This is a genomic window from Pseudomonas putida S13.1.2 (genome assembly GCF_000498395.2).
Lineage (GTDB): Bacteria > Pseudomonadota > Gammaproteobacteria > Pseudomonadales > Pseudomonadaceae > Aquipseudomonas > Aquipseudomonas putida_Q.
The window spans coordinates 2,111,880-2,129,856 of the sequence record NZ_CP010979.1; the positions used below are offsets into that span (position 1 = coordinate 2,111,880).

The 17,977-nt window shown below is 58.4% G+C and carries 18 protein-coding genes; 10 read left to right on the top strand and 8 right to left on the bottom strand.

Going from position 1 to position 17,977, the window contains the following annotated elements; genetic code table 11:
- The first annotated feature begins 12 nt into the window (after positions 1-12).
- From N805_RS09565 to N805_RS09575, 3 genes are all read left to right on the top strand, one after another.
- Positions 13-1,086 (top strand): aromatic ring-hydroxylating dioxygenase subunit alpha, encoded by a 1,074-nt coding sequence (locus N805_RS09565; protein ID WP_033742477.1) that lies wholly within the window; start codon positions 13-15, stop codon positions 1,084-1,086.
- A 265-nt stretch (positions 1,087-1,351) separates the two neighbouring features.
- Positions 1,352-2,686, top strand: a complete 1,335-nt coding sequence (locus tag N805_RS09570) for an MFS transporter (RefSeq protein WP_028613777.1) — start codon at positions 1,352-1,354, stop codon at positions 2,684-2,686.
- Between the two features lie 32 nt (positions 2,687-2,718).
- Positions 2,719-3,993: an OprD family porin gene (locus tag N805_RS09575; protein WP_046811315.1), complete on the top strand. Its 1,275-nt coding sequence runs from the start codon at positions 2,719-2,721 to the stop codon at positions 3,991-3,993.
- 18 nt (positions 3,994-4,011) lie between these two features.
- Here the strand turns inward: N805_RS09575 and N805_RS09580 are convergent, their stop codons facing one another.
- The 6 genes from N805_RS09580 to N805_RS09605 form a co-directional block, all read right to left on the bottom strand.
- The gene (locus N805_RS09580; protein ID WP_028613775.1) at positions 4,012-4,764 is read right to left on the bottom strand and encodes an SDR family NAD(P)-dependent oxidoreductase; all 753 of its coding nucleotides are present in this window, start codon (positions 4,762-4,764) and stop codon (positions 4,012-4,014) included.
- Positions 4,765-4,821: 57 nt separating this feature from the next.
- Positions 4,822-6,852: a pyrroloquinoline quinone-dependent dehydrogenase gene (locus N805_RS09585; protein ID WP_028613774.1), complete on the bottom strand. Its 2,031-nt coding sequence runs from the start codon at positions 6,850-6,852 to the stop codon at positions 4,822-4,824.
- An 11-nt stretch (positions 6,853-6,863) separates the two neighbouring features.
- A complete protein-coding gene (locus N805_RS09590; protein WP_028613773.1) occupies positions 6,864-7,262 on the bottom strand; it encodes a glucose dehydrogenase in 399 nt (132 codons plus the stop codon).
- Between the two features lie 30 nt (positions 7,263-7,292).
- Positions 7,293-8,594 carry an MFS transporter gene (locus tag N805_RS09595; RefSeq protein ID WP_033742474.1) on the bottom strand — a complete coding sequence of 434 codons (1,302 nt, stop codon included), beginning with the start codon at positions 8,592-8,594 and terminating at the stop codon, positions 7,293-7,295.
- A 132-nt stretch (positions 8,595-8,726) separates the two neighbouring features.
- Entirely contained in the window at positions 8,727-9,683 is a 957-nt protein-coding gene (locus tag N805_RS09600) for a transketolase family protein (RefSeq protein WP_155412724.1), read from the bottom strand.
- Positions 9,684-9,724: 41 nt separating this feature from the next.
- Entirely contained in the window at positions 9,725-10,594 is an 870-nt protein-coding gene (locus N805_RS09605; RefSeq protein ID WP_046811316.1) for a transketolase, read from the bottom strand.
- Between the two features lie 152 nt (positions 10,595-10,746).
- Here N805_RS09605 and N805_RS09610 point away from each other — a divergent pair, with 152 nt between their 5' ends.
- Together N805_RS09610 and N805_RS09615 are read left to right on the top strand one after the other, a co-directional pair.
- The gene (locus N805_RS09610; RefSeq protein WP_028613770.1) at positions 10,747-11,655 is read left to right on the top strand and encodes a LysR substrate-binding domain-containing protein; all 909 of its coding nucleotides are present in this window, start codon (positions 10,747-10,749) and stop codon (positions 11,653-11,655) included.
- A gap of 51 nt (positions 11,656-11,706) precedes the next feature.
- Positions 11,707-12,066, top strand: a complete 360-nt coding sequence (locus N805_RS09615) for an MmcQ/YjbR family DNA-binding protein (protein WP_028613769.1) — start codon at positions 11,707-11,709, stop codon at positions 12,064-12,066.
- A gap of 120 nt (positions 12,067-12,186) precedes the next feature.
- Here N805_RS09615 and N805_RS09620 read toward each other — a convergent pair whose 3' ends face one another.
- A complete protein-coding gene (locus N805_RS09620; RefSeq protein WP_028613768.1) occupies positions 12,187-12,600 on the bottom strand; it encodes a DUF1294 domain-containing protein in 414 nt (137 codons plus the stop codon).
- On the bottom strand, positions 12,593-13,423 hold the full coding sequence (locus N805_RS09625; protein WP_028613767.1) for an undecaprenyl-diphosphate phosphatase: 831 nt from the start codon (positions 13,421-13,423) through the stop codon (positions 12,593-12,595). Before N805_RS09625 ends, N805_RS09620 begins: the two co-directional genes overlap by 8 nt.
- A 299-nt stretch (positions 13,424-13,722) precedes the next feature.
- Between N805_RS09625 and mcpP the strand changes: the two genes are divergently transcribed.
- The 5 genes from mcpP to N805_RS09650 all read left to right on the top strand — a co-directional run bounded on the left by mcpP (position 13,723) and on the right by N805_RS09650 (position 17,934).
- Positions 13,723-15,357, top strand: a complete 1,635-nt coding sequence (gene mcpP / locus N805_RS09630) for a methyl-accepting chemotaxis protein McpP (RefSeq protein ID WP_028613766.1) — start codon at positions 13,723-13,725, stop codon at positions 15,355-15,357.
- 126 nt (positions 15,358-15,483) lie between these two features.
- Positions 15,484-16,050 (top strand): nicotinamide riboside transporter PnuC, encoded by a 567-nt coding sequence (pnuC, locus tag N805_RS09635; RefSeq protein WP_028613765.1) that lies wholly within the window; start codon positions 15,484-15,486, stop codon positions 16,048-16,050.
- Positions 16,047-16,616: an AAA family ATPase gene (locus N805_RS09640; protein WP_028613764.1), complete on the top strand. Its 570-nt coding sequence runs from the start codon at positions 16,047-16,049 to the stop codon at positions 16,614-16,616. The genes pnuC and N805_RS09640 overlap by 4 nt, the downstream gene beginning before the upstream one ends.
- 297 nt (positions 16,617-16,913) lie before the next feature.
- Positions 16,914-17,354, top strand: coding sequence for a hypothetical protein (locus tag N805_RS09645; RefSeq protein WP_028613763.1), 441 nt, complete (start codon positions 16,914-16,916; stop codon positions 17,352-17,354).
- A 1-nt stretch (position 17,355) separates the two neighbouring features.
- A complete protein-coding gene (locus N805_RS09650) occupies positions 17,356-17,934 on the top strand; it encodes a hypothetical protein (RefSeq protein ID WP_028613762.1) in 579 nt (192 codons plus the stop codon).
- Positions 17,935-17,977 lie beyond the last annotated feature (43 nt).

A 17,977-nucleotide genomic window follows, 5' to 3' on the forward strand; every position in this document is an offset into this window, starting at 1 on the left:
ACGGAGACTACTATGACTGCCTCCCCTCTTTCGCTTGCCCAAGAAATTTCGCCTGCCAAACGTTCTACATTCCCGCTCAACCAATGGTACGTAGCTGCGCTGGGCTGGGAACTCAAGGATCGACCTGTAGGCCGATCCTTGCTGAACAAATCAGTCGTAATGTTCCGCACTGCGGATGGAAAGGTCGCCGCCCTTGAGGACCGCTGCTGCCATAGGGCATTGCCCCTCTCCGACGGCACTCTTGAAGCGGGTGGTCTGCGCTGTGGTTATCACGGCCTGTTGTTTAACGATGCAGGAAAATGCATCGAAATTCCTGGCCAAGAAAAAATTCCAAGCAAAGCAAAAGTGGCAGCATTCCACGTCGTCGAGAAAGACCAGATTGTCTGGATCTGGTTCGGGAGCCCCGAGCAGCCTGAGCCTATCGGTGAGCCGCCAGCCTACGATGTCCACAGCAGTGGCGATTATCTCTTTGATGGTGATGTTTACCACTACGATGCCCCGTATCAACTGATTCACGACAACTTGATGGACCTCAGCCACTTGGGTTATGTCCATCTGCACACGATTGGCGGGAATGCCAGCATTCACATGAATGCGAAAATGACCGTAGAAAGTGACGATAATTATGTGCGTGTCGTTCGGCACATGCCTGGCTCTGTACCGCCCCCGACATACGTCGCCGCTTACCCTTTCAAAGACACAGTCGACCGTTGGCAAGAAATTGAATTTCATGTCAGCCATTTGCGTATTTGGACAGGTGCCGCTGACGCGGGAACTGAGTCCCTGGACAACCCAAATCGTGGTGGCTTCCACATGCGTGGATTCCATGGTGTGACCCCCGAAACCGAAACCACGAGCCACTATTTCTGGACAATCGCCACGAACCCAAAGAGTAATCACGAAGACGTTAAAGCGAAAGTCGTCCAGCAGACAGTGATGACGTTCGATGAAGACAAGGTAGTGATCGAATCTCAATATAAGAACATGTGCCGATTCGGTGAGCGGTCAATGATTGATATTCATGTTGATGCCGGCGCCATCAGAGCCCGTCGGATTATAGAAAAGCTTTGCAACTCGGCAAGCTGAGTGCCCAGTGCATTTATATCGTGCGGGTATCTATGCACTTTTTTTACACGCTATCAACGCTGCCCCACCAGGGGTTCGCTGAAACGAGAACCCGGCATCTCTTCTGCTTGATGCCTGGGTTCAGCCAAGTCGCTTTGCATGTGCCACTGATCACTACAATAAAAAGGTAACGCCATGTCTACCCGACTCTCCCCTCAGGCAGGGCTGTACAGTCTGTCCGCTCGCTTTTTCTTCCGGCCTTTCAACACTCAAGAGGCCCGTAATCATGAGTAACTACGCCGGAAATCAGCTCGACGAAAAGAAGATGTCCGCTTTCCAATGGTGGGTAATCACACTCTGCTTTGTAATCAATATGCTGGACGGTTTCGACGTTCTGGTGATGGCCTTCACGGCCTCTTCTGTAGCCGCAGACTGGGGGCTCAACGGCCTGCGACTTGGCTATCTACTAAGCGCTGGTTTGGTCGGCATGGCAATCGGCTCACTGTTCATTGCTCCTTGGGCTGACCGCTTTGGACGTCGACCGCTAATACTTGTATGTGTAGGCGTAGCAGGGTCAGGCATGATCGCATCTTCCCAAGCTACCGGCCCGGAAATGCTTGCAGCTTTCCGTTTCGTTACCGGGCTGGGGATTGGTGGCATCTTGGCCAGCAGCTATGTGATCGCGGGTGAATACGCCAACAAGCGCTGGCGAGGACTCGCAATCAGCCTGCAATCAACCGCCTACGCGCTGGGCGCTACCATTGGAGGGCTAATCGCAGCAAAAATGATCCCTGCGCTGGGATGGAGATCGGTGTTTCTTTACGGTGGATTCGTCACTCTCGCAACGCTTCCCGTGCTGTTTATGTGGCTGCCGGAATCGCTCGCGTTTTTGATGTCGAGCACGTCTGAAGGCGCAATCAAGCGTATCAACCAGCTGCGCCTCAGGGTAAAACTTTCACCCCTCAGCGAAATGCCTGCGTCCAGCCAGATCGAGCGCCCATCACTGCGTGCATCGTTTGCTCAGCTCTTTTCCCCTGCCCTCTTGCGATCAACGCTGCTGATTTGGGCCTCTTTCTTCCTGGTCATGTTCGGTTTCTACTTTGTCATGAGCTGGACGCCAAGATTGCTGGTCACTGCCGGGCTGTCCAACGAGCAAGGTATCACCGGGGGAGTGCTACTCAATGTAGGTGGCATTTTCGGAACAGCGCTTGTGGGTCTATTGGCCGCTCGCTTCCGGCTCTCCAGGGTGTTGATGATCTATCTTCTCGCCAACGCATTGCTGCTCGCGGTATTTGTGAATTTTACAAACACGCTGAACTTGGCATTTGTTCTGGCTATCTTGATCGGCATTTTCGTCAATGGTTGTGTCGCGGGGCTATACGCCTTAACACCCTCTATTTACGACGCAAGCCAGCGTGTGACTGGCCTGGGTTGGGGTATCGGCATTGGCCGAGCAGGCGCAATCGCCTCTCCTCTTGTGGCGGGTCGTTTGATCGACGCGCAGTGGACGCCGTCTGACCTGTATATGCTGTTCGCAATGACGTTCGTTCTCGCATCTATGACTGTAGCGCTACTGAGAATAAGCCCACCCGCTCCCTTCCACTCAGCAACAAGCCTCTGAAATACCAAAAATAAAACAAGAAGGTAAATCCGATGCGACGTTTTTCCGATTGCTTACCGCTGATTGCGCTGGGCGTGCCAACGCTTTGCATGAGCACTTCTGTTTCAGCGGCTTTTTTTGAAGACAGCTCTGTTGCTTTGACCACCCGAAATTATTATCTCGATCGAGACTACAAAGGGGACTCGCCTGTTTCCGCGGTCCGTGAATGGGCACAGGGCTTCATTTTCAGAGCAAACTCTGGCTACACGGAAGGCCCCGTTGGCTTGGGTTTGGACATTACTGGGATGCTTGGTGTCAAGCTTGATTCGTCACCTGAACGATCAGGTACTCAACTCTTGCCTTTAGATCCTCAGACGCGCAGAGCAAAGAACGAATACTCGGAACTGGGCGTGGCGGTGAAGGCGCGGTTCTCAAAGACGCATATCTCAGTGGGCACACAGCTTCCTTCGCTTCCCGTGATTACTGCCAGCCCTGCCCGCCTCCTGCCACAAACCTTTAGAGGCGCCTCGGTAACTAGCTCGGAAATCGAAAATCTTACGATCCAAGCGGGGCGGATGGATCGGGTCAATCTGCGAGACTCCACAAACAATCAACCCATCGCACTGGCTTCACCGAACGGACGGTTCAAGCCTGGCGTATTCTCTGATCGCTTCGACTATCTGGGCGGCGAATATCGCGTATCAGAAAATTTCACAGCACGCTATTACCATGCAGCGCTTGAAAATATCTATGAGCAAGACTTCATTGGAGGCATACACTCGATTGCCGTTGGCCCCGGGAGAGTAAAAACCGAAGTGAGGGTGTTCGACAGCCGAGACGACGGGCGTGCAGAAGCAGGCAAGGTAGACAACCTTAACGCCGGCCTCACCCTGAGTTACCAAATTAGCGGCCATACACTCGGCGTGGGCTACATGCATCAAACCGGAGATACGGCCTTCGCTTACCTCGCTGGGGGCGAGCCCGTCGTCCTTAGCGATGGGACGATGAGCGCGGATTTCGTGAACCCAAAAGAACGAACGATGCTTCTGCGATACGACTACAACTTCGTAGCGATGGGCATCCCAGGACTAACAGGCATGGTTCGATACCTAAGGGGAACAAACATCGACCTAGCACATCTTGGGGGGCGAAATCTTACAGAATCGTCGAAAGACCTAGAGCTTTCCTATGTCGTACAGTCAGGGCCGGCCAAAGATTTAGCGTTCCGTATCCGGCACGCATTTTACCGAAACGACCTAAGCGCTGCCGCGACTTTCCGAGACGATAACGAAACAAGAGTTAACATAGATTATACAATTAGGTTCTGACTCTTGAACGCGGCGCGCTTAGAATTGCACCGACCGGGTGAGCCCGCCGTCTACCAGCAGGTTCGTACCGGTTGTAAAGCTCGTAGCCGGGCTGGCAAGAAACACGACCGCCTTAGCCACTTCTTCTGGCGTGGCCATGCGACCCAGTGGATTGTCGGCCAAACACTTGGCAAAAGTTTGCGGTTGCTCGCGCTCGATGTCACCCCATACACCCTCTGCGAAGTACACATTGCCAGGGGAGACCGAATTGACTCGGATGCCTTCGCCTGCATGACGCACCGACAGGGTTTTGCCGTAGTGCAGTAAAGCGGCCTTCAAAATGCCGTAGGGCTCGGCGAACATATCCACCTCACGCCCGGATACACTGGAGATCAGCACAATCGAGGCTGCTTCTGACTGACGCAGCGCAGGCAGCGCAGCTTTTACCATTGCCGCACTGCCCAGCAGATCAGTGTCGAAAGCACGACGCCAAGTGTCGAGATCATCCCCCCCGGCCAATGCGCTCACATTCGGCACGACGATATCCAACCCGCCCATTCTCTGCGCGGCCGAAGTGACCCAGGCGGCCACTTGCTCAGGCTGGGTGACATCGACCGCCGTACCAAATGCACGAGGACCGAACTCAGCGGCAGCGCCTTCGACACCCGCGGCACCGCGCGCGCAGAATGCCACCTGCGCGCCCTCCTGAACAAACAGCTCAACGATTGCTCGTCCGATGCCTCGCGATGCACCGCTGACCAGCACACGTTTGTCCTTCAAGCCCAGATCCATGGTTTTACTCCTCTAGCAGTTGTTGCTGCGGCGGGCATAACGTGCCCGCCGCCCGGATTACTTGCGCAGCTTGTACGCAATAATTTCGTCGCTTGTCCCGGTTTCCATGAAGGCATGGCCCGAGGCGGATATGAGCACGTACTGCTCGCCATTGACCTCATAAGAAATCGGGTTGGCCTGCGCGCCGACGTTCAGGACGTCTTCCCACAACACCTTACCGGTGGCGGTGTCGATAGCACGGAACAGGTTGTCGGTGGCCGCACCGACAAAGGTCAAGCCGCCTGCGGTCACTACCGTACCGCCGTTGTTAGGCAGGCCGATATTGAGCGGCAGGTGCGATGGAATGCCGAACGGACCATTCCGGCGAGCGGTGCCCAATGGCTCATCCCAAACGGTTTTGCCAGTGTCCAGGCTAACTGCCCGAATCCCACCGTATGGCGGTGCCGAGCATGGCACGCCAGTACCCCAGTTCCGCCAGCCGGCATTCACGCTGATCGCATAGGGTGCGTTGACTTGCGGGTACACAGAAGCACCGCCCTCACCCTTGCCCGACTTGCTGCCGGCCTTGTTCAACGCAGTCTCATCCACCTTCGGCGCGTAGATCGGCTTGAGCCCCATCTTGTTAGCCTGATCCCGTGGGATTAGCTGGTTCAGGTTGGGGATGTCGTTGTAGTTGGCAATGATTAGACGGCGCACCGGGTCAATGGCAACCGAGCCCCAGTCCGAACCGCCGTTGTAGCCGGGGTACTGAATCCAGGGACGATCTACCGAAGGTGGCGTCAGGTAGCCTTCGTAGTTAGCCTGGCGGAACTGAATCCGGCACATCAGCTGGTCCAGCGGCGAGAAGCCCCACATGTCCGCCTCGGTCTTCGGAGCCTTGCGCAGGGTATGCCACTCGGATGTCGGCTGGGTGTCGGCCAGGTACTCAGGCTCGACCGAACCGCCCTTAGGTGCCTTCACCTCGCCGACCGGGGTCAACGGTTCCCCTGTGGCACGGTCGAGGATGTAGATATCGCCCTGCTTGGTCGGCAACAGCACCGCCGGTACCGGCTTACCATCCTTGCCTGGGAAATCGAGCATTGTCGGCTGACTGCCCAGGTCGTAATCCCAGACGTCATGACGAATCGCCTGGAAGTGCCAGACGTCTTTGCCGGTTTTCACATCGACCGCCACGAGTGAGTCCGAGTATTTGTTCTCAGCTTCGCTGCGGTTGGAACCGTAGTAGTCGATCGAGGAATTGCTGATCGGCAGGTAAACGTAGCCGAGCTGCTCGTCGCCCACCGCCGCTGTCCACATGTTCGGGGTGCCGCGAGTGTAGGTGCTGCCCTCGGCAGGCCCATGGACATTGTTCTGATTACCCAGGTCCCAAGCCCATGCCATTTTTCCAGTGACAGCGTCATAGCCGCGGATAACGCCAGAGGGCGCATCCTCATCCTGGCCGTCGCGAATCTGCGCGCCGGTCACCACTACACCATTGACGATCGCGGGCGGCGCTGTGACGGCGTACCAGCCTGGGACTTTCTTACCCAAACCTTCCCAGAGGTCCACCGAGCCGTTCTGACCGAAGTCCTTGCACGGCTCGCCGGTGTGCAGGTCAACGGCGATCAGTCTCGCGTCCAGCGTGGCCTCCACTACACGGCTGCGACACTGAGCGGTCTCTGGCAACTGGGGAGCTGTATAAACCGCCACCCCGCGGCAGGCTGCCGCATGGGGGATGGCCTGGTCCGGTACGCCCGGATCATGTCGCCAGTTCTCTTTACCGGTGGCGGCGTCGATCGAGATCATGATGTTCTTGGCCGAGCACATCAGCAGATCGTTTCCGACCTTGACCGGTGTGGTTTCCGGCGAGTACCGACTACCCGGATTAGGTAGATCCCGGGTGTGATACACGAACGCGCGTTCCAGGCGCCCCACGTTCTCTGGGGTGATTTGCTTGAGCGGGCTGAAACGTTGGGCGTTGTGGTCACCGCCGTAAAATGGCCAGTCGCTGCCAACCTGGGGCACGTCTTGGGCTTGAGCAAATTGCACCTGAAGGGCGCAAGAAATGGCGAGAGCAAGCGCGCCCCCGCTTTTGACGGAAGTAAACATTACGAACCTCGTTACGCAGCAGTGCGGACAGCGCGGCGTAGCGCCGGCGACAGAATCAGGATCAGCAACAGGATGAGGGTCATGGCCACCAGCCGTGGTACCAGCCCCCACCAATTGAGCCCGACCTCCCAAAGGGCCCATATCACGGTAAGCCCCCAGATCACGCCGAACAGGTATATGGCGCTACGCCGTTGTCGCCACAGCAAGACGGCGGTCACCACACAACCTGCACCTGCCAGGCCGTAGTACCAGCTACCACCCAAGGCCATCAACCACACCCCGCCTCCGAACAGAGCCATGCCAAACAGGCCAAGTGTTAATGCCAGTACGATTGTTGCCACCCTCCACTTCCCGCCCACCACAGGCTGCGCCTGGTCGTTGCTGCGGGACACACCACTACGTTGGTTCATGACGCTACAGCTTCCTTCATTACAAGTAATTCAAATCACCGCGTGCTTGGTAGTTGCTGCAAACCCTATCGGGCGACGGGTACAGAACATCGACAGGATCGCGCCAACAACTAACAGCGCGCCGACCACCACGAAGGCCAAGGCGAAGCTGCCAGAGCCAGCCACTACATAACCGGTTACGATGGGTGCCAGCAGGCCGAAGAGGTTACCGACAGCGGTGATAAAGCCTGCGGCGGTACCCACGTCGTCCTCCGAGCGCACCAAGTCGTTGACCAGCGAAAGGTTCAGAGAGATCGCCGAAGCGCAGGTGGCAAGGGACAGGGTGATCACGAATAGAATCGCCCAGGTACTATCGATCGCCGGCACTAGGAAAATCACCGAGGATGCAAGGAGCACGCTGGCGACGACCATCCGGCGCTGACCGGTTTCTGCCGCACCTGGACGCATCGCTTTATCGCTAAGCCGGCCAATGACAATGGCGAGAACCGCAGCGCCTAGATAGGGAATGGCGGTATAGATGCCGCTCGACATAACGGTTAGGCCTTTCTCGGCCTGTAAATAACTCGGCAGCCAAGTCAGGAAAAAATAGGTGGCGTAGACCGCGCACCCGTGGGACAGAGCAATCGCCCACATACTGCTGGAGCGCGCCAAGCCCTTGAGGCCAAGCGATACAGGCACCTTTTGCCCGGCAGTAGGTGCAGCGCTACCTTGCGCAATTTCAGCGCGCTCGGCATCGTCTAGCCAAGGTGCCTTCGAAGGATGGTTGTACCACTTCAACCAAGCGGCTAACCAAATAAACCCAAATGCGCCTGCCACGACGAAAGCAATCCGCCAACCAAATGCGCTGATCAGCCAGCCAAAACCAATGGCGCCGATGGCGGGGCCGACGAGACTTCCGCTGTGGAAAACAGCGGTGGCCATACCCCGCTCTTTGAGCGGCATCCATTCGCGGATAACCCGCGCGCCTGCTGGGTAAGTAGTGGCTTCGCCCATGCCCATGATGAGCCGGCAGCTAAGCAGCGAAATGAACCCAGTGGACAATGCGGTACAGGCAGTGGCCACAGACCACACCCCGATCCCGTAGCCATTGACCTTTTTGGGACCGAAGCGGCCTACCAGGTAGCCCATGGGAATGAGCGCGAGGAAATAGAGCCACACGAACGATGAGAACAAATAGCCCATCGCGACCGGTGAGATACCAAACTCCTCCTTGAGTACCTTGGATGCCACCGAGAGTGATACCCGGTCGACATAGTTGATTAATGTCAGGGTGAAGAGAAACGCGTAGATCCAGACGCGCTTTTTCTTCAGAAGACTGGTGTCTTTTTGCATCGCCATCACCTTGTAGTTATTGGGACGATCCAGGTACGAGAACTAGACTTGCTGGCGGCGAAAGCCACTCACGGCGCCCAGGCAGCGGGCATTGGGTTGTGAGCGGCAACCGCACGTCTGCTTAGGGTTCAGTTAGCCCAGCCAACGCTGGATGTTCGCGACCATGACGTCTTTGGAGATGCCATATCGATCATGAAGTGTCGGTAGCGCGCCTGCGTCCAGGAACTGGTCCGGCAGTGCAACGTGACGTATTTCGGGTAGAACGCGGGCTTGCACCAGCGCCATGGCAATCGCCTCTCCCAAGCCGCCAATCTGGGTGTGGTTTTCGGCGATAACCACCAGCCGGCCTTCACGTCGGCATTGCTCGATGATGGTCTGCACGTCCAGCGGCTTGATCGTTGGTACGTGCAGCACGGCCGTTTCGATCGTGCTTTTGGCCAGTTCATCAGCCACCTCAAGAGCGCGCATGGTCATCAAGCCCGAGGCGATGACCAGAACGTCTTTGCCGTCCCTCAGCAGCTGGGCTTTGCCCAGTTCGAACTTATAATCGTATTCGTCCAGAACCAGCGGCACCCGTCCGCGCGGAAGGCGCATGTACACCGGGCCGTTGTGCTCCGCGATCGCCGCCACACATTGCTCGGTTTCCAGTGCGTCGCACGGATCAATGACCATCATCTGGGGAATCGCGCGCATCATCGCCAGATCTTCGGTGGCCTGGTGGCTCGGGCCGTAGCCGGTGGTCAGGCCAGGCAGCGCTGCGCAGATCTTCACGTTGAGGTTTTCTTCTGCGATCACCTGGTGAATGAAATCGTAGGCGCGTCGTGTAGCGAACACTGCATAGGTCGTGGCGAACGGGACGAACCCCTCCTTTGCCATACCACCAGCCGCAGCCATCAACAATTGCTCAGCCATGCCCATCTGCAAAAATCGCTCAGGGTATTTCTGGGCGAAGATATGTAGGTCTGTGTATTTAGCAAGGTCAGCAGTCATGCCAACGATGCGTGGATTCTTTTGCCCGGCCTTGATCAGTGCATGTCCAAATGGCGCTGAAGTGGTGCGCTGCCCTTCACTCGCAATCGATGCGATCATCGAGGAAGTCGTGAGCTTAGGTTTCGTAGGAGTGGCGGCAGTCACTGTTGGCTCCTTGGGGCATAGATCCCATCCAGGTCGTTGATCGCTTGCTGCCACTCATTAGCTTCAACGCGAATGAAGTGGTTCTTGTCGCGTGTTTCCAGAAACGGCACGCCTTTGCCCATCAAGGTGTCGAACAAGATGACTCGTGGTTTATCGTCCGGAAGCGCCCGAGCTTGGTCAAATGCGTCAATGACTGCCTGCAAGTCATTGCCGTCGACACGCTGCACATGCCAACCAAATGCCTCCCACTTATCTACCAGTGGTTCAAATTGAAGGATGTCGTGCGATGGACCATCGGCTTGCTGACGATTGATGTCGACCAGATTGATGAGGTTGGAGAGTTTGTGATGCGAAGCTGACATGGCTGCCTCCCAAACAGCTCCCTCATCCAGCTCACCATCGGACATCGAGTTGTAGACGAAGGCATCACTCCCCTTCATTCTCAGCCCCAACGCCTGGCCCACAGCAATCGCCAATCCTTGGCCGAGAGAGCCGCCAGACATTTCCATACCTGGCGTATACGTGGCCATGCCAGACATAGGCAGTCGGCTATCGTCCGACCCGTATGTTTCCAGCTCTTCCTCTGGCAGCACACCAGCTTCGAGCAGCGCAGCATAGAGAGCGATCGCATAGTGACCGTGAGACAGCAGGAAGCGATCCCGCCCTTCCCACTCAGGCTCGGCCGAGCGGATATTCATTGCATGGCAGTAGGCAACAGCCAAAACGTCAGCCCAACCCAGCGCTTGACCCACGTAACCTTGACCCTGCACTTCGCCCATCCGTAACGCAAAGCGTCGGATTCGCCAGGCATGCTTCGACAGTCGGGCAAATGGCGTATCAGCCTGCCCATTGAAACTCTCGGTCATCTTGTCCTCCGTTAGTGACCTGGGGTATCTGGACGCACTCATGCAAAACATTCATCTCGCGTCATCCAAATAGAGCAACGCGTTGATCTTCATGTAAAAATACACAGGCGACAAAAGGTTTAAATTCGCCAATCAATGAACAGGATTCACCAATGAATTGGATCAAGCGGCTGCCGTTGCCGTCTTTGCGAGTTTTCGAGGCTGCTGGTCGCACTTGCTCATTTGTCGAAGCAGCAAGAGAGCTGGATCTTTCGCCAAGCGCAGTCAGTCACTCGATCCGAAAATTGGAATCGGCCACTGGCGTGGTGCTCTTCACCCGTAACACGAGACACACCGCCCTCACAGGCGAGGGAGCGGCGTTGCTTGAGCACGTGCAGCGGGGATTCGGTGAAATGAATCGAGGGCTGGCATTAGTTACGGGTGAGCCGTCCACGCCTCTGCGTGTCCACACTGCCCCGACCTTTGCTAGCCAATGGCTGGTGCCGAGACTTGCCGGCTTCATGAGCGACCACCCGGGAATTGAGCTGCGCATATCAGCGAGCACGGACTATGCAACCTTCGAGGTCGACGACTTCGATCTGGACATTGTTTATGGCGTGCCACTGCACAATTCGCACGAGATCATTCCCTTGGCGATCGAGGAATTGACTCCTCTGTGCAGCCCCGCGTTAGCTTCTGCCCTGACATCCCCGCAGGACTTGTACAACCAGTTGCTCATCCAGAGCGAGGGGCAGTCTGTTCAATGGAAGGGCTGGTTTGCCGCTAACAGCATGCCCATACCTACTAATTTCGGCCTGGCATTTGATCGAAGCTCCATGGGAATTTCTGCTGCGGTCGACGGGCTGGGAGTGGTGCTTGAGTCCACGCTGCTTGCAGAGCGAGAGCTGGCTACAGGAAAGCTCGTCGCCCCCCTCAAAGGTCTCAGTCAATCCGTTCGCTACGTCGCTCACCACCTCGTGCACCCGCGTCGCCCGCGCCAGCAAGAGGCCGTTGCACAGTTCAAGATGTGGCTGTTCAAGGAGCTGGCGATCCCTTTTTTTGCTCATCCTGTGCTGGATTGATGTCCTGTCCGACCGGCTAGTACACTTCATTCGAGGCCTGTGGAGAGCGGTATGTCTGAAAGGAAGATGAGCGAAGCCCAGGTGGCAGCGTTTTGCCTGAGCCTGCCGGGTGCACGGGAAGACTACAAATGGGGTGGTATCCGGGTGTTCTCGGTGGCGGGCAACAAGATGTTTGCGGTGCTTGACCTGGCGGGTGCGGGGCTGTCGTTCAAAGTGGCCGATGAGCTGTTTCTCGGCTACTGCGACCGCCCAGGGGTGCGGCCTGCGCCGTATCTGGCGCGGGCGCGGTGGATCAGCATGGCGCTGCCCTACCCCATGGGGCGTGATGAGCTGTGTGATTTGTTGCAGCGCTCGCACCAGCTGGTGGTGCGGCGATTGCCCAAGCGGTTGCAGGTGGGGTTGTTGATCTAGTCAGCCTGTACCGGCCTCTTCGCGGGCTTGCCCGCTCCCACAGAGCCACCACAGACTTGAAGACTTGCACTGTACCTGTGGGAGCGGGCAAGCCCGCGAAGAGGCCGGTACAGGTAAACATCAATTGAAGGGCAGATAACGCCCCTCAAAAAACAGCCAGTCCGCCCAGAACACCTGGTGCACCAGCACAATCCCCCAGAACACCAACTGGTACGAAACCTTGCGGGTCTTGTGCCGAAACAGCTGTTGTGCCAGCAAGGCCCCAGGCCAGCCACCCAGTAATTCACTGGCGTGCAGCACTTTCTCGGGTGTACGCCACGCCTGCGTCCGCGCCTGCTGTTTATCCCGCCAATACAGCAACAGGCTGACCAGGCTCATTGCCGGGTACAGCGCCAACGGCCACCAGGCCTGATCGTTCCAGGCCAGGCGCGCCGCCCCCAAGCCGGGTAACAGGCAAAGCAAGCACAACAGCAGCAGTTTGAGGCGCACATTACGCACGCCTTCCGCCCGTTGCCCGCGCAGCGCCTCAGCCATGTGCTGTAGACCAGTCAACCCAGCCGAACTGCCAGGTCGCCAGAATCAGCAGGCCGAAAACGATGCGATACCAGGCAAATGCCGCGTAGCTGTGGTTGGCAATGAACTTGAGCAGCGCACGCACAGCGATCATGGCGAAAATGAACGAAGTCACGAAACCAATGGCAAACACCGGCAAGTCACTGGGCTGGAACAGGTCGCGGTACTTGTAGCCCGAGTACACCGCCGCACCAACCATGGTAGGCATCGCCAGAAAGAACGAAAACTCGGTGGCTGCCTTGCGCGACAGGCCGAACAGCAGGCCACCGATAATGGTCGAGCCGGAGCGCGAAGTGCCCGGAATCATCGCCAGGCACTGAACGAAACCGATTTTCAGCGCATGGCTCCAGCGCATGTCGTCCACATGGTCCACCTGCACGCTGTGCTCGCGACGCTCGGCCCAGAGCATGATGATGCCACCCACCACCAGTGCCGCCGCCACGGTGACCGGGTTGAACAGGTACTCATGTATCAGGTCGGCGAACAGCACGCCCAGCACCACCGCCGGCATGAACGCCAACAGCAGGTTGCCGGTGAAACGCCGCGCCTTGGGCTGGCTGGCCAGGCCGAATACCACTTCGAGAATCTTGCCGCGAAACTCCCACACCACTGCCAGGATCGCCGCCAGCTGAATGATGATGTTGAAAGCCATGGCCCGTTCGCCGCCAAACCCTATCAAGTCGGCGACGATAATCTGGTGCCCGGTACTGGAGATCGGCAGAAACTCCGTCAGCCCTTCGACCACGCCTAAGATGATTGCCTGGAAGGCAGTCCAAAAATCCATCATTCCCCGGATGGAGCGCTGCTTGTTGCACGCCCCTTGTTCTTGATTTGCTTGAAATTGCCGCACGCGGCCCGGCTGTTTTACAGCGACTGTTGGGCGCAACGCCAGTGGAAAAGTTCACGGCTGCTAAAGGTTTCATCTTGCGCGGCCGAAATCCTAGCAGAGCGCCTGTGCATTCGCTTTACGCGACCTGCTGCAGACTATTACTAAGATATCACTTAGCCATTAGTCGAGTGGGGCCTTGGCGCAAAGCATGCTTGGATGCACCTCAATAAAAAGAACAATGCGGGAGCTCGTGGATGAAGACTCTGAGATCGATGTCGATCAGCCGTCGGCTGTGGCTGATCCTGGTGGTGGCAGTGGCCATGCTGGTGGTGCTGGGCCTGCTGATGCTGCGCCAGATCCACGGTGACCTGTATCAGGCCAAGGCGGAAAAAACCCGCCACGTGGTGCAGACCGCGGCCGGTGTACTGGCCTATTACCAAGGGCTGGAGGCGGCCGGCACACTCAGCCGCGAAGCTGCCCAGCAGCAGGCGCTGCAAGTGGTGCGGGCGCTGCGCTACGACCACGACGACTACTTCTGGATCAACGACCTGGGGCCCAGGATGATCATGCATCCGGCCAACCCCAAGCTCGACGGCCAGGACCTCTCGGCCATTCGCGACCCTGACGGCTTTGCCGTGTTCAACGAGATGGTCGCACTGGCCCGCCTGCAGGACGCCGGGCCGGTCAACTACCGTTGGCCCAAGCCCGGCGCCAGCGAGCCAGTGGCCAAGACTTCCTATATACAGCTGTTCAAGCCCTGGGGCTGGATCATCGGGTCTGGCGTGTACATTGATGATGTGCAGGCCGAATTTGCCCGCCAGCTGCGCGACGCCTCGCTGGTGGGCATGGGCATCGCCCTGCTGATGGCGCTGGTGGTCTTGCTGATTGCCCGTAGCATCGCCCGCCCCTTGCAGGAGGCCGTGCAGGCCATGGGCAACATTGCCAGCGGCGAAAGCGACCTGACCCGGCGCCTGGACACCCACGGCCGTGACGAAATCACCCACCTGGGCGAGCACTTCAACCGCTTCAACGGCAAGCTGCAAGGTGTGGTCGGCCAGCTGCAGGGCGCCGCCCACGCATTGGCCCAATCCGCCGGGCACGTTGGTGACAATGCGGGGGCGGCACAACAGCGCAGTGCCCAGCAATCGCTGCAAATGGACCAAGTGGCCACTGCCGTGAACGAGGTGACGTACGCCGTGCAAGACGTGGCCAAGACCGCCGAACAGGCCGCCGGGGAAATGCGCACTGCACAGCAACAGGTGAAGCACGGCCAGCAGGCTATCCACGGTAGCCTGGCGCAGATCGATCGGCTATCGCTGACCATCGACCAGGCCGTGCAGGTGATTCGCGACCTGGCCGGGCACAGCACGCGCATCGGCGGCGTGCTGGATGTCATCCGTTCCATCGCCGAACAGACCAACCTGTTGGCGCTGAACGCGGCCATCGAGGCGGCGCGGGCCGGCGAACAAGGCCGCGGTTTTGCCGTGGTCGCCGACGAGGTGCGTTTGCTGGCCCAGCGCACAGCCCAATCGACGGCCGAGATCCATACCATGATCGCGCACCTGCAAAGCCAGTCGGACGCGGCGGTCAAGGCCATCGACACCAGCAGCGAAGCCTCGCGCCAGACCGTCGAGCAAGCCCGCGAGGCCGGCGCCAGCCTGGATGCCATCAACCAGGCGCTGAACAACCTCACCGCCTTGAATGCGTCCATTGCCAGTGCCACCTTGCAGCAGGCGCATGTGGTCGAAGAGATCAACCGTAACGTACTGGATACCGCCGGGTTGTCCCAGCAGACCGCTGACGCGGCGCGCCAATCCAGTGATGCCGGGGTGGCGCTGGGGCAGTTGAGCGAGGAGCTGGAACAATTGCTGCGGCAGTTCCGGGTCTAGCCTTTGGACATCGACGCGGCTGTTGTGGGAACGGCCTTGCCGGGGCGCTCCCACAATGTGCGCTACAACTTGGCCCAATGACCCGCTACAATCTCGCCCCTTCCCCGTAGCCTCCAAGGATCGCCGATGTCCGGCCTTGAACTCATCGCCGCCGTCCTCGGCGTCACCGCTGTCTGGCTAACGGTCAAGCAGAACGCCTGGTGCTGGCCGATTGGCCTGGTCATGGTGCTGATCTATGGCTGGTTGTTCTTCGAAGTGAAGCTGTACTCGGGCATGCTGCTGCAACTGGCCTACGCCATCCTGCAACTGTACGGCTGGTGGCAATGGAAGCGCCCAGGCCACGCTGAAGACGCCCGCCAGGTCTCCCGGCTGCAACGCCCGGCACTGCTCAGTAGCCTGGCTGCCGGGCTGCTGTTGAGCGCAGCCCTGGGTGCGGCCATGGCCAACTGGACCGATGCCGCCCTGCCCTGGCTGGATGCCACCCTCACCGGCTTCAGCCTGGTAGCGCAACTGTGGATGGCCCAAAAGCGCCTGCAATGCTGGCCGCTGTGGGTAGTGGTGGACATCGTCTATGTTGGCCAGTACCTGCACCAGCAGCTGTATTTCACCGCAGGCTTCTTCGCCGTGCTTACCCTGATTGCCGTGCGCGGCTGGCTGGAATGGCGCCGTGACCCGGCGTTGGTGCAGCCATGAGTGCAGAACAGGCCATGAAGGTACTGGTGCTGTGCGGCCCCGAATCCAGCGGCAAAAGCTGGCTCAGTGGCGTAATTCAGGCGCATTTCGGCGGCGTGGTGGTGGCCGAGTACGTACGCCACTTCATCGACCAGGAGTGCCGCGATACCTGCTACGCCGATATCCCCACCATCGCCCGAGGCCAGTTGGCCTGGGAGGACCGGGCCCGAGAGCTGGCACCACCGCTGCTGATCCTCGACACCCACCTGCTCAGCAACATGCTCTGGAGCCGCGCCTTGTTCGATGACTGCCCGCCCTGGCTGGAACAGGCATTGCTTGCACGGCGTTACGACCTGCACCTGCTGCTCAGCCCACAAGGCGTGGACTGGGTCGCCGATGGCCAGCGCAGCCAGCCCGACCTCAACGAACGCCAACGGTTTTTCGACGACAGCCTGGCCTGGCTGAAGCAACATGAACAGGCCCACCAGATACTTGAGGGCAATTGGCCGCAACGCCAATTGCTGGCCTTGCAAGCGGTTGCTACACTGCTTAATAGCCATGCGCCAGCATGCCCCACCGAGTGTTAAGCCCCTGAGACACACCGCTGGGGCAAAGCCCCCGAAAATGCGGGGGTTTCCCCCGCATCGGGGTCACTGTCAAGCCAGTGAAACACCCCTGCAAAAACCCTTCCAGTCATAGCCACTGCTGGCTTTGCCAGTAGTACCGGCGGCTACCTGTATCAACCCTGAGACAGAATACGCCGCAGATTCTCACCCGTTTGCTTTAACCCATTGATCTGCAAACGCTTCTCAAAAGCGGCACACCTTCTGCTCTGTTGTTCGCATCGCTGAACAGGGCCAGCGCTCAAAGAAGGAGTTGCCGTCGTGAGGAAAAGTGACAAGCGCCTCTATCACCTCGTACTGGTGGGTTGTGTAATGGGGTCACTGAGCCTGACGGCCCAGGCGGATAACGGGATCATCATCATCAAGCGCGACGTGCAGGTGCGCAACGCGACGATACCGCCCCTTATTCCTGACCCGAGCCCCACCACAGTAAATGCCAACCCTTCTGCCTACGTGCTCAAACAGACCAACGAGCTGAGCGATGGCGACTTCGCCAGCATCAGCAGTGGCGCCGGCATCAGCAACATGATCACCCAGCAGACCAACAACCTGGGCGGCAACCTCGGCAATCAGAACCAACTACCCAACCTGTCGGGTGGTCGGGGCACGGGGGGATCGGGTAACGGGATCGCGAACATGGTCAACTCAAGTGTTCAGCGCGGGCTCGCTCCGTTGCAGATCCTGACTGGCGGGGGCAAGTGAGATGAAGCACATGCTGCTGATTCTGGCCACCCTGTGCAGTGCGCCAGCCCTCGCCGACTCACTGGTTCCCGTGATCAATAACGCCAACATCGACAGCTCTGGCAGCCGCTATCAGGGCAACCTCTCTGTCAACCAGGCGGCAGGCGACAAACAGCAACAGGTCAACGCGCGCGCCATCGCCGTGGGGCCTGAAGCAAACGCCAGCACGCAGATCCGGCAACGGCTGAATACGCCGGCCGACCCCACGATGGATGCCCGCTCGACCATTCAGGGCAACGCCTTCAGCAACGGCAGTGGCGCACTGGGGGTCAACCAGAGCGCCGGTGCCAATACCCAGCAAGCCAACGCCCTGAGCATCAGCCTCAGTGCGCAACCGCAAAGCATCGACGACAGCGTCCTCATGCAACAGAACGTGGCGCTGATCAACAACTCCGGAGCAACTGACATTCCAGCCGGCTATCGCCAGGTCACCACCAGTGACCAGGCATTCACCGGTAGCCGTGGGGTGATCCAGTTGAACCAGAGTGCCGGGGTGGGAAACCGCATGGCCAACACCTTGAGCATCCGGGTCGCGGATTGACCCAATCAGTTAAGAACAACACTTAACCTAATAAAGTACGGAG

Bases quoted from the DNA above. Each gene is read 5' to 3' on its own strand.
- N805_RS09625 (WP_028613767.1), bottom strand. From the start codon at position 13,423: ATGGATTTTTGGACTGCCTTCCAGGCAATCATCTTAGGCGTGGTCGAA.
- N805_RS09570 (WP_028613777.1), top strand. From the start codon at position 1,352: ATGAGTAACTACGCCGGAAATCAGCTCGACGAAAAGAAGATGTCCGCT.
- N805_RS09595 (WP_033742474.1), bottom strand. From the start codon at position 8,594: ATGCAAAAAGACACCAGTCTTCTGAAGAAAAAGCGCGTCTGGATCTAC.
- N805_RS09600 (WP_155412724.1), bottom strand. From the start codon at position 9,683: ATGATCGCATCGATTGCGAGTGAAGGGCAGCGCACCACTTCAGCGCCA.
- N805_RS09615 (WP_028613769.1), top strand. From the start codon at position 11,707: ATGTCTGAAAGGAAGATGAGCGAAGCCCAGGTGGCAGCGTTTTGCCTG.
- N805_RS09585 (WP_028613774.1), bottom strand. From the start codon at position 6,852: ATGTTTACTTCCGTCAAAAGCGGGGGCGCGCTTGCTCTCGCCATTTCT.
- N805_RS09640 (WP_028613764.1), top strand. From the start codon at position 16,047: ATGAGTGCAGAACAGGCCATGAAGGTACTGGTGCTGTGCGGCCCCGAA.
- mcpP (WP_028613766.1), top strand. From the start codon at position 13,723: ATGAAGACTCTGAGATCGATGTCGATCAGCCGTCGGCTGTGGCTGATC.
- N805_RS09580 (WP_028613775.1), bottom strand. From the start codon at position 4,764: ATGGATCTGGGCTTGAAGGACAAACGTGTGCTGGTCAGCGGTGCATCG.
- N805_RS09610 (WP_028613770.1), top strand. From the start codon at position 10,747: ATGAATTGGATCAAGCGGCTGCCGTTGCCGTCTTTGCGAGTTTTCGAG.
- N805_RS09575 (WP_046811315.1), top strand. From the start codon at position 2,719: ATGCGACGTTTTTCCGATTGCTTACCGCTGATTGCGCTGGGCGTGCCA.
- N805_RS09605 (WP_046811316.1), bottom strand. From the start codon at position 10,594: ATGACCGAGAGTTTCAATGGGCAGGCTGATACGCCATTTGCCCGACTG.
- N805_RS09620 (WP_028613768.1), bottom strand. From the start codon at position 12,600: ATGGCTGAGGCGCTGCGCGGGCAACGGGCGGAAGGCGTGCGTAATGTG.
- N805_RS09590 (WP_028613773.1), bottom strand. From the start codon at position 7,262: ATGAACCAACGTAGTGGTGTGTCCCGCAGCAACGACCAGGCGCAGCCT.
- N805_RS09650 (WP_028613762.1), top strand. From the start codon at position 17,356: ATGAAGCACATGCTGCTGATTCTGGCCACCCTGTGCAGTGCGCCAGCC.
- pnuC (WP_028613765.1), top strand. From the start codon at position 15,484: ATGTCCGGCCTTGAACTCATCGCCGCCGTCCTCGGCGTCACCGCTGTC.
- N805_RS09565 (WP_033742477.1), top strand. From the start codon at position 13: ATGACTGCCTCCCCTCTTTCGCTTGCCCAAGAAATTTCGCCTGCCAAA.